Here is a 14,960-nt window from a genome sequence, read left to right as displayed (position 1 = left end):
CCGCCGCTCGATGGCAGCGCACCGGGTGCTCATGGCGGGTCGGCTGACCCACCCGCAGTTTCGGCGCGTTTTGGCGCGCCTCGATGTTCAGGACAATCCGCCCGCGACCAGCTTTGAGGTGCCCGCCTTGGGTACCCGGTGCGGGACAAGACCGTGGAGTCATGATGACCGAATCCGAATTCAACGCCTTGGCCCAACAGGGCTACAACCGCATCCCGCTGACGCTCGAGACCTTTGCCGATCTCGACACGCCGCTCTCGATCTACCTCAAGCTGGCCAACGAATCCTGGACCTACCTGCTCGAATCCGTGCAGGGGGGTGAGCGTTTCGGCCGCTACTCGATCATTGGCCTGCGCGCCAACACGCGCATCGAAGTGTATGGCCGCTCGGCCCTGCTGCTGACCAACGACCGCCTGGTCGAGCGTCGTGACTATGGCGATCCGCTCAACTACATCGGCGAATTCATGCAGCGGATCAAGGTGCCGCCGCGTGCCGGCCTGCCGCGTTACTGCGGCGGTCTGGTCGGCGCCTTCGGTTACGACACCGTGCGTTACATCGAGCCCAAGCTCGCCAAGCACGAACCGAAAGACCCGCTGGGCGTGCCGGACATCGTGTTGTTGCTCTCCGAAGAGATCGCGATTGTCGATAACCTTTCGGGCAAGCTGACGCTGGTCGTGTATGCGGAGCCGGAAGTGCCCGGCGCCTACAAGCGCGCGCAGCGTCGCTTGAAGGAACTGCTCGCCAAGCTGCGCGAGCCGGTCTCGATTCCGGCCGATGTGAGCGTTGAGCCGGCCGAAGCAGTGTCCGGTTTCGGCGAGGTGGCGTTCAAGCAGGCGGTCGAGAAGGCCAAGCAGTACATCGTGGATGGCGACATCATGCAGGTGGTGCTGTCTCAGCGCATGAGCAAGCCCTTCGCGGCGAGCCCGATGGCGCTGTACCGCAGCCTGCGCGCGCTCAACCCCAGCCCCTACATGTTCTATTTCAACTTCGAGGATTTCCAGGTCGTCGGCGCCTCGCCGGAGATCCTGGTCAAGCTCGAAGACGGTGAAGTCACCGTGCGCCCGATTGCCGGCACGCGCAAACGCGGCGCCACGCAGGAAGAAGATCTCGCGCTGGAAAAGGAATTGCTCGCCGACGAAAAAGAGCGCGCCGAACACCTGCAACTGCTCGATCTTGGGCGTAACGATGTCGGCCGTGTTGCAGCCACCGGCACCGTGAAGGTGACCGAGCAGTTCATCGTCGAACGCTACTCGCACGTGATGCACATCGTCTCGAACGTCGAAGGCAAGCTCAAGGATCTCGACGACAAGCGCGCCGCGCCGCTGGCGGTGCTGCGTGCGGCCTTCCCGGCCGGCACCGTGTCAGGCGCGCCGAAGGTTCGCGCGATGGAAATCATCGACGAGCTTGAACCGGTCAAGCGTGGCATCTATGCCGGTGCGGTGGGGTATCTCGGCTTTGATGGCGAACTGGACGTGGCAATCGCAATCCGCACGGCAGTGCTCAAGGATGGTCAGCTGCATGTACAGGCGGGGGCCGGCATCGTTGCCGACTCCAACCCCGAATCGGAATGGCAGGAAACGCAAAACAAGGCCCGTGCGGTCTTGCGCGCTGCCGAGATGGCCGAACGTGGCCTCGATACCCGATTCGAATAAGGAGCCTGCCATGCTGTTGATGATCGATAACTACGATAGCTTTACCTACAACCTCGTCCAGTACTTCGGCGAGCTGGGCGCCGACGTGCGCGTGTTCCGCAACGACCAGATCACCGTGGAGCAGATCGAGCTGCTGCGGCCGGACAAACTGGTGGTATCGCCCGGCCCGTGTTCGCCGGCTGAAGCGGGCATCTCGGTCGCGGCGATCAAGCACTTCGCCGGCAAGCTGCCGATCCTTGGCGTGTGCCTCGGGCACCAGTCAATCGGCGCGGCCTTTGGCGGCAAGATCGTGCACGCCAAGCGCCTGATGCACGGCAAGACCTCGCCGATTTCGCACGCCGACAAAGGGGTGTTCCGCGGGCTGCCGAATCCCTTCACGGCAACGCGCTATCACTCGCTTGCGATCGAGCGGGAAACCTGCCCTGAATGCCTTGAAGTGACGGCATGGACAGAAGACGGCGAGATCATGGGTGTGCGCCACCGCAACCTGCCGATCGAAGGCGTGCAGTTCCACCCGGAGTCCATCTTGACCGAGGGCGGGCACCACTTGCTGAAGAACTTTCTCGACCTCTGAGGACTGCCATGACCCCCCAGGAAGCCCTGCAACGCGTCATCGAGCATCGCGAGATCTTCCACGAGGAGATGGTCGATCTGATGCGGCAGATCATGTCTGGCCAGGTGTCGCCGGTCATGATTGCCGCCATCATTTCCGGGTTGCGAGTGAAGAAGGAAACCGTCGGCGAGATCGCCGGCGCAGCCACGGTGATGCGTGAATTCGCCAGCAAGGTGCCGCTCAAGTCCGACCCGCAATCGCTGGTGGATACCTGTGGCACCGGTGGCGATGGCGCCCACACCTTCAATATTTCCACCGGCGCGATGTTCGTTGCCGCAGCGGCCGGTGCGCGGGTTGCCAAGCACGGCGGGCGCTCGGTCTCGTCGCAGTCGGGTTCGGCAGACGTGCTGGAATCGCTTGGGGTCAATCTGGCGCTAACGCCCGAGCAGGTGGGTGCGTGCATCGATACCGTGGGGCTGGGCTTCATGTTCGCCCCCAATCACCATGCCGCCATGAAGCACGCGGGCCCGGTTCGCCGCGAACTTGGCGTGCGGACCATATTCAACATCCTTGGGCCGCTCACCAATCCGGCCAATGCCGCCAACCAGCTGATGGGGGTGTTTCACCCCGATCTGGTTGGCATCCAGGTGCGGGTGCTGCAGCGCCTGGGGGCGCGCAACGTGATGATCGTGCACGGGCTCGACGGGCTCGATGAGTTGTCGATCTCGGCGCCGACGCTGGTCGGCGAACTGCGCGATGGCGTGGTGCGCGAGTACCGGGTGTCGCCCGAAGACGTGGGCTTGCCCCTGCACGCGGCCTCTGCGCTGCGCGCTGCTACGGTGGAAGATTCGCGCGAGATGTTGCTCGGTGCGCTGGGCGGCAAGCTGCCAGCCGCGCGTGACATCGTGGCCTTCAATGCCGGTGCCAGCCTTTACGTGGCGGGCGCGGCCGATTCGTTCGCCGATGGCGTCGAGCGTGCGCTGGCGGCAATCGCCAGTGGCGCCGCACGCGCCAAGCTGGATGAATTCGCGGCCTTCACCCAGCAATTTGCCGCTTGAGCGACGGGAAAGCCCATGTCTGACATTCTCCAGAAGATCATTGCGACCAAGCGCGAGGAAGTGGCGGCGGGCGTCGCCGTGGTGTCGCGCGAGTCGATGCGGGCCTCGGCCGAGGCTGCGGGCCCGATCCGCGATTTCGTGGGGGCGCTGCGCGCGAAGATTGCCGCCGGCAAACCGGGCGTGATTGCCGAGATCAAAAAGGCGAGCCCGTCGAAGGGCGTGATCCGTGCGGACTTCGCGCCGGCCGAGATCGCCACTTCTTACGAACGGGGCGGGGCGGCATGCCTGTCGGTGCTCACTGACCGTGACTACTTCCAGGGCGCGCCGGAATACCTGCAGGCGGCCCGCGCGGTATGCGGCTTGCCGGTGCTGCGCAAGGACTTCATCGTTGATAGCTATCAGGTGCATGAGGCGCGCGCGATGGGCGCCGACTGCATCCTGCTGATCGTCGCCGCCTTCCTGCCGCCCGAGGGCGCCCAGGGGGATACGGCGGCGGCCGCGCTGGCTGAACTGACTGCGCTCGAAGCGCTGGCGCATTCCTTGGGCATGGCAGTGCTGGTCGAGGTGCATGACGGCGATGAACTGGATATCGCCTTGCAGCTGAAAACGCCGCTGATCGGCATCAACAACCGCAACCTTCGCACATTTGAAGTGAGTCTCGATGCGACCTTGTCGCAGTTGCACCGCATCCCGGAAGACCGCATCGTTGTGACCGAAAGCGGCATCCTTTCTGCCGCCGATGTGGCAACGATGCGCGTCCGCCATGTGAACGCCTTCCTGGTGGGCGAGGCTTTCATGCGGGCCCCTGAGCCGGGCGTCGAGCTGGCACGCTTGTTTGCTTGACGCGATCGCGTTGCGGCGCCATGCAGCCTGACGAAACGGCACCGCACGCAAGCGAAATCCCTGCGCTGGTGCGCCCGCCGCGCGGTGTTGTGCACCGCGCCGCCCGGCGGCCGATTGCGATCCTGCTCGGGTTGTTGGCCGCCGCTGCGCCGTGGTTGCTGGTCGCCTGGCTGATCTCGACTGTATCCGGCTTGCGCTTTGTGGCCGGTGCGCTGGATGCGGCCACCCGCGGGCAGATCCGCCTGGAACAACCCGACGGCAGTCTGTTGCACGGCGTGAAGGCAAAACGCTTTGCCTATGATCTGGATGGCATTCAGATCGATGCGCGCGAGGTGGATCTGCGCTGGCAGCTGGGCGGGCTGCTAACCGGCTGGCTCAATGCCTCGCGGGTGCATGCGCGCGAGCTGACGGTGACTTACGCCATCTCGCCCGAGCCGAGCGGACCCTTCGTTTCGATGGCTCTGCCGATCGGCCTTCAACTGGACGATGTGGTGCTGGGCCAGTTCACGCTGAACGAGCGGGTGGCGGGCGAAGTGCAGCGCATTTTTGGTTTGCGCGATGCGCGGGCGGCCGCGCGGCTCGATCACGCACGCTGGACGATCAATCGCGTCTCCGGCATCACCGACTGGGGGGCGGCGAGCCTGAACGGCACGATCGGCAGCGAAGCCCCGTTCGCGCTTGATGCGCAGGGTAGCCTGGCTGCCCACTACGGCGCGCACGCCATCGATACCCGCTTCACCGCGACCGGTTCGCTGACCGAGATGATGCTTGACGTGCAGGCCCGTAGCGACGCGCTGGCCGGCACCGCCAGGCTCGGCCTGCGGGTGTTCGACCCCTTGCCGGTGGTGCTGGTTGAAGCCGAAGGGGGCACCTTCGATCCGAAGAAGTTCTTCCCGGATGCCCCGAGTGCGGCGCTGAGCTTCAAAGTGCGACTTCAGCCTTCGCTGCCGCAGGGGGGCGTGCCGGAGGCGGCGCGGCTGGCTGCTGCGCGGATCGAAGGCCCGGTCGAAGTCTCGAATGCCGCGCCCGGTACGCTGGATTCCGGCCGCCTGCCGATCGAACGGCTTGCGGCGTGCCTGACCTTCGATGCCAGCGAACTGATCGTCAAGGATCTGGACCTCACTGCAGCCGGCGGCGGGCGCGTCCGCGGCGATATTGCCTGGCGCCCGACCGATGACGCCGCCGCCGATCCCGAGGGCCGCACCGAGGCGCGCCTTGCGATCAAGGCGCTGGATCTGGCGCGTATTCACTCGGCCTTGCCGGTTTTGAGCGTGGGCGGCGAACTGGTGGCCAAGCCGGATCGCGATCGCCAGCGGGTGGAAGGGCGCCTGGGCGACGGGCGGGTTGTCGCGGATCTGGTGGCCAGCTATCGGCGCGGCAATGTCGGTGTTGATCGCGTCGAGCTGATTTCTGGCCCGATGCGGCTCAAGGCGGCCGGCAGCCTGGACATGGCGGGCGGGCGGGCATTCAAGCTGGAAGCTGAGGCGCAGTCGGTCGATCCATCGGCGCTGTGGAAGCCTGCGCCGCGTGGCAAGCTCACCGGCACGATGGCGGCGTCCGGCAAGCTGGTGCCGCGCCTGGTGCTCGATGCCCGGCTCGCGCTTGCCGACAGCACGCTGGCCGGCATGCCGCTCGCTGGCGGGGGCACCCTGATGCTGGACGGCGCGCGGGTCCGCGCGGCCGATATCAAGCTCAATGCGCTCGGCAACCAGCTTGCGGCCCAGGGGGCCTTCGGCGTGAAGGGCGATCGCCTGACCTTGAGGGTTGATGCGCCCCATCTTGAACACTTGGGCCAGGGCTTTTCCGGCCGACTTGTTGCGCGCGGAAACCTAGGCGGCACGATCGAGCAGCCGGCCGGCGCGATCGACCTGGCGGCCTCGCAACTGGCACTGCCCGATGTGGTGCGAGCCGACGCGATCAATCTGCGGGGGCGTTTGAACGAAGGGCGCGACGGTGCGATGGATGTGCGGCTCACGGTTGCCGGTGTGCGCAGCATGCAGGGGGCTGACCAGTATGTGCGGCGCGGCGCGATGACCCTGCTTGGCACGCGCGCGCAGCACAAGCTGACGATGGAACTGGACTTCCCGAAAGCGCGCTCGGCCTCGCTGACCGCGCGCGGCGGCTTGTCGGAGCGGCTTGATTGGTCCGGCATGATCGAGGCGATGATGATCGACTGGGATGCCGAGCTTAATCTGACCGAACCGGTTGCGCTGTCCTTTGGGCCGGATCACCTGCAACTGGCAAGCACGCGGCTGCAAGGCGAACGCGCGGCAATCGTGCTGGAGCAAACCTCCTGGCGGCCCGATGAGCTGATCGCCAAGGGCAGCATGACGGGAATGCGGCTGGGCTTGAGTCTGAACGATGCGCAGCAGGTGGTGGCCCGGGGTGACAGCTTGCAGATGGGGGCGGAGTGGGATCTGGCCCTGAAGCAGACGGTCAATGGGCAGATCCGGGTATTCCGTGAGGCGGGCGATCTCGTGCTCGACGGCGATGCGCCGGTGGCATTAGGGCTGACCGAATTTGAAGCAATCATTGCCGCCACCGATGATCGCGTGGCGCTGGCCGCCAGCGCGGCAGGCAAGCGCATCGGTGTGATTTCGGCCTCGGCTACCGCGCAGACGCGGCGTCACGGCCACGGCTGGCGCCTGGCGCGCAGCGAACCGCTGCTCGGCCGCGCACGAATCGAAGTGCCTTCGGTGAGCTGGCTGGGTCCGGTGGTCGACCCGAACCTGCGTACCGAAGGTTCGATCCAGGGTGATTTCTCGCTTAGCGGCACGCCGGACCAGCCGATCGCAAGTGGTGAAATTGTGGGCGAGGGGCTCGGCGTGCTCCTGGTCGAGCAGGGCTTGCGACTGAGCGGCGGATCGCTCGTCGCGCGTTTTGATGCCGACCGCTTCCGTCTTGAAAGACTCTCCTTCGTTTCGCCCAGCCGGGTGCGCCCGAACGAGCGCCGTATCGACTATGCGAACCTGGCGGCGCAGCCGGGCTTGGCGGGCGTGGTCGGCGACATTGATCTGGCCACCGGCAAGGGGCAGTTTCAGGTGACGGCGGAGCGATTGCCGATTCTTCAGCAGCCCAACCTCTGGCTCATGCTCTCGGGCGAGGCCGAAGTGGTCACCACCTGGGATTCGGTGGCGATCAAGGGGCGCCTCGCTGCGCCGGCGGGCTATGTGGGCCTGACCTCGAACCGCGCGCCGCAGCTTGACGAAGATGTCGTTGTGCGTGGCCGTTCGGTTCCGCAGGAGCGCCCCTTCCGCATCGACGTGGATCTCGCCGCCGATCTGGGGCGCTCGCTGTACCTGCACGCCTATGGCGTGGATACCCGGCTGGCGGGTGAAATTCACCTGCGTGGGCGGCCGGGCGAACCCTTCCGCGCCAGCGGGCAGATCGAAACCCGCGATGGTCAGTACGATGCGTACGGCCAGCGCCTCTCGATCGAAGAGGGCTTGATTACCTTCCAGGGGCCGCTGGATAACCCGACGCTGGCGATTACTGCGCTGCGCAAGGGGCTTCAGGTGGAGGCCGGTGTCGCGATCAGTGGCTCGGCGCAGCGCCCCAAGGTGCGCCTGGTATCGGACCCGAACGTGCCGGATGCTGAGAAGCTCTCGTGGATCATCCTCGGGCGCGGCCCGGCGGGCTCGTCGGAAGGCGATGGTGCCTTGCTGATTGCGGCGGCAAGCGCTTTGCTTGGCGATCAGACCGGCGGTCTGACGAACCAGGTGGCACGGACTTTTGGCGTCGACCAGATCACGCTTGCACAGTCAGACAACCGCGGCTTGGGCAATGCCGCGGTGAGCCAGGTGGCAGGCTCCGCGACCGGCTTTTCCAGCAGCAGCGCGGCGGCGGCCTCCGATTCCGTACCGGGGCAGGTCTTGTTGATCGGCAAACGGCTCACGCAGAACATAAACCTGAGCTTTGAGCAAAGCCTGTCGGGTGGGGAAACCCTCGTCAAGCTCAGCTATGCGCTGACCCGAACGCTTTCCCTGGTGGCGCGTGCCGGTACCGACAATGCGCTCGATCTGCAATACAACATCAGCTTCCGTTAAGCCATTTCATTGACTTCTTGCCTTGGGCGTAGGCGCGGACCAGCACCTCGGCCGTCTGGCGGGTCCGGCATACCCCCAGGGTGATCGACCCGGCACGGGCAACCCATTCGCCGTAGCGGCCGTCGAGAGTACCCACAACACGGCCGTCTTCGGCACTCACAGTCCAGGTGCCGTCAGGCTTCTTTTCTACTTTCATGACTGACGGAATCGGCTTGAGTCGGCCGCGCTTGAGTGGGTGGTTTGTGAAAAACTGTTGCGTGGACGGGATCGATTCATGATCCGCCGGGTCACAGCAGATTATCGAAAACGGAGGTGTGCGATGACAGGTCAGCATCCGGATGAAATTGCGGTGCTCGGCGGCGGGTGCTTCTGGTGCCTTGAGGCGGTATTCGAGCAGGTCCGCGGCGTTCAGGCCGTGACCTCGGGCTACAGCGGCGGGCACCTGAGTGCGCCCACCTACGACGACATCTGCAAGGGCAGCAGTGGTCATGCCGAGGTCGTGCAGTTGCGCTTTGACCCGGCGGTGGTCAGCTATCGCGAATTGCTGGAGGTGTTCTTTGTCATTCATGACCCGACCACACCCAACCGTCAGGGCAACGACGTCGGGCCGCAATACCGCAGCGTGATTTTCTGGCACAGCGATGCCCAGCGCCTGGCAGCGCAGACGATGATGGAGAGCTTGCAGCGCGAAGGCGTCTTCTCGGCGCCCATCGTGACCGAGCTCGTGCCCGCCGCGCAGTTCTATCCGGCAGAGCCCTACCATCAGGGCTACTATCGGGGCCACGAGAACCAGCCCTACTGCGCCTTCGTGGTGGCGCCCAAGCTTGGCAAGTTTCGCCAGCGCTTCGCGCGGCTGCTGAAGTGAGGGGAAAACCCAGATAGTTGTGGGTGATTCGGCTGCAGTACCTTAAAATTACAGTTTCATTACAACTGGCCGAGAAGAGCCCCATGTTTGCTCGTTTCATGCCCCGTGAAGGGCGCTTTTTTGAGAATTTCGATGCGGTCGCCGTGAAGGTCGTGGAAGGTTCGAAAGAGCTTGCCGCGCTGATGGGTGACATCAATCAACTCCCCAGCCGGATGCGCCGGATCGAAGCGGTCGAGAAGGAAGCCGACACGCTGACCCACGCCACGCTGGAGATGCTGCACAAGACCTTCATCACGCCGATTGACCGCGAAGACATCCACGCCCTCGCGCTGCGGCTCGACGACATCATCGATACCGCGCACGGCGCGGCGATGACCGTCTATGAGTACGACATCCAGAAGCTCACGCCCGAAGCCAAGCACTTGGCCGATCTGTGCGTGCAGGCCTCGGAGAAGGTGCGTGAGGCGGTCTCGCTCATTTCGAACATGGAGCATGCCAAGCGCATCCTCGATCTGTGCAAGCAGATCGGTTCGATCGAAGACGAAACCGATGTCGTGATGCGTGCCGCGATGGCCCGGTTGTTCCGCGAAGAGCCGGAAGTGCGTCAGGTCATGAAGATGCGCACGGTGTACGAACGGCTTGAAGACATGGCCGATCGTTGCTACATCGTGGCCACCATCCTCGAAGGCATCGTGTTCGAGAACGCGTAAGCGTTCGCGAACATGTCTGCCGAAACTACCGGGGTTTTCCGATGACCTTTGAGGTCCTTCTGCTTCTGATCGCGCTCGCGCTGCTGTTCGACTTCATGAACGGCTTTCACGACGCGGCCAACTCGATCGCAACAGTGGTGTCTACCGGCGTGCTTCGGCCGCAGTGGGCTGTGCTGTGGGCGGCTTTCTTCAACTTTGTCGCGTACTTCCTGTTCCCGCTGAAGGTCGCAGCCACGATCGGCAAGGGCACGATCGACCCGAGCATCGTCGATCACTATGTGATCTTTGGTGCCCTGATGGGGGCGGTGATCTGGAACGCCATCACCTGGTGGTATGGCATTCCGTCCAGTTCGTCCCATGCACTGATCGGCGGCCTGGTGGGCGCGGCGGTGGCCAAGTCGGGCACCGATTCCCTGATCTCGTCCGGCCTGATCAAGACCGTCAGTTTCATTGTCGTTTCGCCCATGCTTGGTTTGCTGCTCGGCTCGCTGCTGATGCTTGCGGTGTCCTGGATCTTCTTCAAGGTCGCGCCGCGAAGGGTCGACAAATGGTTCCGGCGATTACAACTCGTTTCGGCCGCGCTCTACAGCCTTGGGCACGGCGGCAATGACGCACAGAAAACCGCCGGCATCATCTGGATGCTGTTGATTGCTGCCACGGTGTCCAGCCCCGACATCGTTCCGCACTGGATGCAGGCGAGCAAGGATCACCTGCCGCACTGGGTTGTGATCGCCTGTTATGTGACGATCGCCTGCGGCACCATGTTTGGCGGCTGGCGCATCGTGAAGACGATGGGTCAGAAGATCACCAAGCTCAAGCCGGTGGGCGGGTTCTGTGCCGAAACCGGCGGCGCGATGACGCTGTTCATCGCCACGGCATTCGGTATTCCGGTGTCCACCACCCACACGATCACCGGCGCCATCGTCGGCGTGGGCGCTTGCAACAATGCCAAGGCCGTCCGCTGGGGGGTTGCCGGCAACATCGTCTGGGCCTGGGTGCTGACGATTCCGTGCTCGGCCTTCATGGCCGGCGTTTCGTACGAGATCGGCAGCCGCCTGTTCTAAGACGAATCCGCGTCGGCTTGTTTCGTCAGGGCGGCCTTTGGGCCGCCCTGCTGCATTTTGGGGCGGTGGCATGCGATCATCGTCCTGCACATGGGCAATCCTGCCCGCGTGCGCGACTTGCGCGGGCCGTGCTGGCCCGCGTGGCATTTGGAGACAGCGATGAAGAAACCCCTGTTGGCTCCGCGCAACCCCTTGGTTGCCGCGGCCTTGATGCGCAAGGCGGGCGCCCACCGCAAAACCGGCAAGGCGCTGCGCCGCGCAGAACGTATCGCGCTGCTGGCGACCTTGCCGCGCGTTGGCGGGCGGGACGATGGCAGTTTCTCCGGCCAAGGGCATGCGCGTGGCGTGTCCTTCGCCGGGGCGAACTGATCGTTCCCCTGTTTTTACAACCCGCCAAAAGCCGGAAGACACGATGACCAGCCAGAACGCCGAGCGCCTGACCCAGATCCGTACCCGCATTGACGCCCTGCGCGCGGCCTTGCGCCGCCACCAGGTGGATGCCTGTCTGGTGCCCTCGTCAGACCCGCATTTGTCGGAGTATCTGCCCGAGCGCTGGCAGGGGCGCCAATGGCTGTCGGGCTTCACCGGCTCGATGGGCACGCTGGTCGTGAGCGCGGATTTCGCCGGCGTGTGGGCCGATAGCCGCTACTGGGTGCAGGCAGAGGCAGAGCTGGCCGGCACCGGCATCACGCTGATGAAGATTCCCACCGGCAACAATACGCAGCATGTGGACTGGCTTGCCGCCGAGCTGCCGGAGGGCGGCTCGCTCGCGGTGGATGGGGCCTCGCTCGGGCTTGCGTCGGCGCAACAGCTTCGCAGCGCCTTTGCGGCGCGGGCGATCACGCTGCGCGCTGATCTGGATCTGATTGAGGAGATCTGGACGGATCGCCCCGTGCTGCCGGCAGAGGCGGTGTATGAACACCTGCCGCCGTATGCGGCGACCTCGCGTGCGGAAAAGCTCGACAGCTTGCGCAAGGCCATGGCGGCGCACGGCGCTGCATGGCATTTCATCTCGACCCTCGACGACATTGCCTGGCTGCTGAACCTGCGTGGTTCCGATGTCAGCTACAACCCGGTCTTCATTGCGCACGCCCTGGTGGGGCCGCAAACGGTGACGCTGTTTGTCGGCGCCGGCAAGGTGCCCGACGCGCTTGCCGCAACGCTGGCGCGCGATGGCGTGCAGCTTGCGCCGTATGAGGATGCTGCGGCGGCACTGGCCGCGCTGCCGGGTGATGCCGTCCTGCTGATGGACCCGCGACGCGTCACGCAAGGCTTCCGCGAGAAGGTCGCCGAGGGCGTCTGTGTGCGCGAGGCCATCAACCCGAGCACGCTGGCCAAATCGCGCAAGACGGCGGCCGAGGCTGCCTGTGTTCGCGAAGCCATGGCACAGGACGGTGCCGCGCTGGCGGCCTTCTTCGCCTGGTTCGAAGCGGCAGTCGGGCACGAGACCATCACCGAACTGACGGTGGACGAAAAACTCACCGCCGAGCGCGCGCGGCGCCCGAATTTCGTCAGCGCCAGCTTCGGCACCATCGCCGCCTGGAATGCCAACGGTGCCATGCCGCACTACCATGCGACCGAAGCCTCGCACGCAAACATCGAAGGCGATGGGCTGCTGCTGATCGATTCGGGCGGCCAGTACCTCGGCGGCACGACCGACATCACACGGGTGGTCGCCGTGGGCTCACCCAGTGCCGCGCAGAAGCGCGACTTCACGCTGGTGCTCAAGGGCATGATCAACCTGTCACGCGCGAAGTTCCCGGCTGGCACGCTGTCGCCCGCGCTCGACGCACTCGCGCGCGCGCCGATCTGGGCCGAGGGCATCGAGTACGGCCACGGTACCGGCCACGGCGTTGGCTACTTCATGAACGTGCATGAAGGCCCGCAGTCGATCTCGAAGGCGATCGCCAATCCCGACATGGCGATGCTGCCGGGCATGATCACCTCGAACGAACCGGGCATCTATCGCCCCGGGCAGTGGGGGGTGCGGATCGAGAACCTGATGCTCAACGTGGAAGCGGGCAGCACCGAGTTCGGCGACTTCCTCGCCTTCGAAACGCTGACCCTGTGCCCAATCGATACGCGCTGCATCGACCGCAGCCTGATGCGCGAGGATGAAGTGGCCTGGCTCAACGACTACCACGCGCAAGTGCGCAGTCGCGTCGCGCCGCTCGTGAGCGGGGCGGCGCTGGCCTGGCTGGAGCAGCGCACCGCGCCGATCTGAAACGGGTGGCCGGCGCGTGCTCTTGTAGGCGCCGGCGTCGCCGCACGCTCCTGCTAAGCTCGCGCCCATGCAAAGACTGATTCCATGGCTGTGTGCGGCCTTGCTCGCCGGCTGCGCGGTGTCGCCCACGTACTACTGGCAGGCGGCGAGCGGGCAGATCGATCTGCTCGCGCGCGCGCGTCCGATCGACGAGGTCTTGCAGGACCCGGCCACCTCGGCCAGCGTGCGCGATCAGCTCTTGCGCGCCAAAGCGGTCCGCGCGTTTTCGGTCAGTCACCTCGGCTTGCCGGACAACAGCAGCTACAGCCGCTACGCCGCGCTCGACCGCCCCTTCGTCTCCTGGAACGTGTTTGCCGCCGAGCCGCTGTCGATGCGGCTAAAGGAGTGGTGCGTGCCGGTCGCGGGCTGCATCGGCTATCTGGGCTACTTCGACAAAGCAGACGCCGACGCGCACGCGGCCGAATTGCGCGCGCAGGGCTACGACGTGCATGTTGGCGGTGTGCCGGCCTATTCAACCCTTGGCTGGTTTTCGGACCCACTGCTGTCGACCTTCATCGGCTGGCCCGAAACCGAGTTCGCCCGCCTGCTATTCCATGAACTGAGTCATCAGCTTGCTTACGTCAAGGACGACACCGAGTTCAACGAATCCTTCGCCAGCGCGGTGGAGGAGGTCGCGGTCACGCGCTGGACCGCGCAGCCGGGCAAAGAAGCCCTGCGCCCGGCGTTCGAGCGCGCCCAGGCCATGCGGGCGGACTTTCGAGCCTTGGTGCTCGACTATCGTGGCCAATTGCAGGCGCTCTACGCGAGCGACTTGCCAGCCGCCGAGAAGCGGGAGCAGAAGCAGGCGATCATCGCGAAGATGGGCGAGCAGTACCAGCAGATCAAGCGCGAGCGTTGGGGCGGCTACACCGGCTACGACCGCTGGTTTGCGCAGCCGATCAACAATGCGCTGCTGGCCTCGGTGGGCGTCTACACCGGCAAGGTGCCGGCCTTCAAGCGATTGCTCGCCGCCTGCGACGAGGACTTGCCGCGCTTCTACGCGCGCGTGGCCGCCATCGCGGCCGAGCCAGCCGTGGTGCGAAACGCCTTGCTCGACGCGGCGGCGTGCCCGCGCTGACGGCGTGCCGCGCCTGGGGCACAATCGCGCCTCGTTTCCCTGAGCCTGTGTGTCATGACTACGCCTACGCCCGTTGATAGCCTTGAAGCCACCGTCGCGCACGACGCCCAAGAGCAAGCCGCCCGCCTGGTGCAGGACGCCTTCGCCGAAGTGTTTCGCAACACCCTCGATGCGGCGCCCGAGGCGCAAGTGACGGCGGTCGTGTCGGTCTGCGCCAAGCTCGCCGAATGGGCCGGCATGAGCGACGCCGAGGGCAGTGCGGCGCGTAAGGCGCTGTTGCTGAGCGGGCTCGATCAATGGGGCCTGGCCTGGAGCCAGGCCTTCGGCCCCGCCGCTGCGGTGGGCATCACGGCCTTGGTCGGCGCCCTGCGCGACACGATGGACGTGGCGCAGGAAGGGCGTTGCCAGACCTGGTTTTCACTGCTTAACGACGACGAAGGCTGCGGCTTCGCGTTCAAGGTCGAACTGCGGCGCGGCATCCACCTTGCGCTGTGGCACACGATGATCGCCTCAGCCGATCGCGACGAGGCGCTGGCGGTACTGCGCACCCTTGGCGGCCTCATGTTGGGGCTGCTGCGGTTGATGCCGCAAGCGGGCTGGCGCCTGGTGGCGGATGCGCTGGCGCACATTCAACTGCGCTGTCTTCAGCATGGCTTGGCGACCGAGGGCCTGGCGCAGGAAACCACGCAGGAACTCTTTGCCGCACTCTCCCGCGAACTGGCCAAGGACGAGCGCGATCGCATCATGGCGCACGCGAACCAGGCGGTGATTGCCTGGCAGCGCGCGGCACGCACCGAACACTGAACGCCGCAAGACCCGTCGCCGCCT

13 protein-coding genes are annotated in these 14,960 nt (G+C 65.3%); 12 read left to right on the top strand and 1 reads right to left on the bottom strand.

Annotation, left to right across the window (positions count from 1 at the left end):
- Positions 1–164 precede the first annotated feature (164 nt).
- The 5 genes from trpE to OPU71_RS19090 are packed head-to-tail and all read left to right on the top strand — an operon-like array spanning position 165 to position 8,152.
- Entirely contained in the window at positions 165–1,652 is a 1,488-nt protein-coding gene (gene trpE / locus OPU71_RS19110; protein ID WP_267729668.1) for an anthranilate synthase component I, read from the top strand.
- 10 nt (positions 1,653–1,662) lie between these two features.
- Positions 1,663–2,226: an anthranilate synthase component II gene (locus OPU71_RS19105; protein WP_267729667.1), complete on the top strand. Its 564-nt coding sequence runs from the start codon at positions 1,663–1,665 to the stop codon at positions 2,224–2,226.
- A gap of 8 nt (positions 2,227–2,234) precedes the next feature.
- Positions 2,235–3,263 carry an anthranilate phosphoribosyltransferase gene (gene trpD, locus OPU71_RS19100; RefSeq protein ID WP_267729666.1) on the top strand — a complete coding sequence of 343 codons (1,029 nt, stop codon included), beginning with the start codon at positions 2,235–2,237 and terminating at the stop codon, positions 3,261–3,263.
- Positions 3,264–3,278: 15 nt separating this feature from the next.
- Entirely contained in the window at positions 3,279–4,106 is an 828-nt protein-coding gene (gene trpC / locus OPU71_RS19095) for an indole-3-glycerol phosphate synthase TrpC (protein ID WP_267729665.1), read from the top strand.
- A 20-nt stretch (positions 4,107–4,126) separates the two neighbouring features.
- Positions 4,127–8,152 (top strand): translocation/assembly module TamB domain-containing protein, encoded by a 4,026-nt coding sequence (locus OPU71_RS19090; protein ID WP_267729664.1) that lies wholly within the window; start codon positions 4,127–4,129, stop codon positions 8,150–8,152.
- On the opposite strand, the gene OPU71_RS19085 is transcribed toward OPU71_RS19090, so the two are convergent.
- Positions 8,139–8,348, bottom strand: a complete 210-nt coding sequence (locus OPU71_RS19085; protein WP_267729663.1) for a hypothetical protein — start codon at positions 8,346–8,348, stop codon at positions 8,139–8,141. The genes OPU71_RS19090 and OPU71_RS19085 overlap by 14 nt on opposite strands.
- A 123-nt stretch (positions 8,349–8,471) precedes the next feature.
- On the opposite strand from OPU71_RS19085, the gene msrA reads away from it, so the two are divergent.
- The 7 genes from msrA to OPU71_RS19050 all read left to right on the top strand — a co-directional run bounded on the left by msrA (position 8,472) and on the right by OPU71_RS19050 (position 14,936).
- Positions 8,472–9,017 carry a peptide-methionine (S)-S-oxide reductase MsrA gene (gene msrA, locus OPU71_RS19080; RefSeq protein ID WP_267729662.1) on the top strand — a complete coding sequence of 182 codons (546 nt, stop codon included), beginning with the start codon at positions 8,472–8,474 and terminating at the stop codon, positions 9,015–9,017.
- A gap of 83 nt (positions 9,018–9,100) precedes the next feature.
- Positions 9,101–9,727 carry a DUF47 domain-containing protein gene (locus tag OPU71_RS19075; protein WP_267729661.1) on the top strand — a complete coding sequence of 209 codons (627 nt, stop codon included), beginning with the start codon at positions 9,101–9,103 and terminating at the stop codon, positions 9,725–9,727.
- A gap of 41 nt (positions 9,728–9,768) precedes the next feature.
- A complete protein-coding gene (locus OPU71_RS19070; protein ID WP_267729660.1) occupies positions 9,769–10,791 on the top strand; it encodes an inorganic phosphate transporter in 1,023 nt (340 codons plus the stop codon).
- Between the two features lie 159 nt (positions 10,792–10,950).
- Positions 10,951–11,160 carry a hypothetical protein gene (locus OPU71_RS19065; RefSeq protein WP_267729659.1) on the top strand — a complete coding sequence of 70 codons (210 nt, stop codon included), beginning with the start codon at positions 10,951–10,953 and terminating at the stop codon, positions 11,158–11,160.
- A gap of 43 nt (positions 11,161–11,203) precedes the next feature.
- A complete protein-coding gene (locus tag OPU71_RS19060; RefSeq protein ID WP_267729658.1) occupies positions 11,204–13,015 on the top strand; it encodes an aminopeptidase P family protein in 1,812 nt (603 codons plus the stop codon).
- Positions 13,016–13,082: 67 nt separating this feature from the next.
- Positions 13,083–14,132 carry an aminopeptidase gene (locus tag OPU71_RS19055; protein WP_267729657.1) on the top strand — a complete coding sequence of 350 codons (1,050 nt, stop codon included), beginning with the start codon at positions 13,083–13,085 and terminating at the stop codon, positions 14,130–14,132.
- A gap of 54 nt (positions 14,133–14,186) precedes the next feature.
- Complete coding sequence (locus tag OPU71_RS19050) at positions 14,187–14,936, top strand: hypothetical protein (RefSeq protein ID WP_267729656.1); 750 nt, start codon at positions 14,187–14,189, stop codon at positions 14,934–14,936.
- The last annotated feature ends 24 nt before the right edge of the window (positions 14,937–14,960 follow it).

Origin of the sequence: Niveibacterium sp. 24ML (genome assembly GCF_026586805.1) — a bacterium.
Taxonomy (GTDB): domain Bacteria; phylum Pseudomonadota; class Gammaproteobacteria; order Burkholderiales; family Rhodocyclaceae; genus Niveibacterium.
This window is presented reverse-complemented; position numbering and strand designations above follow the sequence as displayed.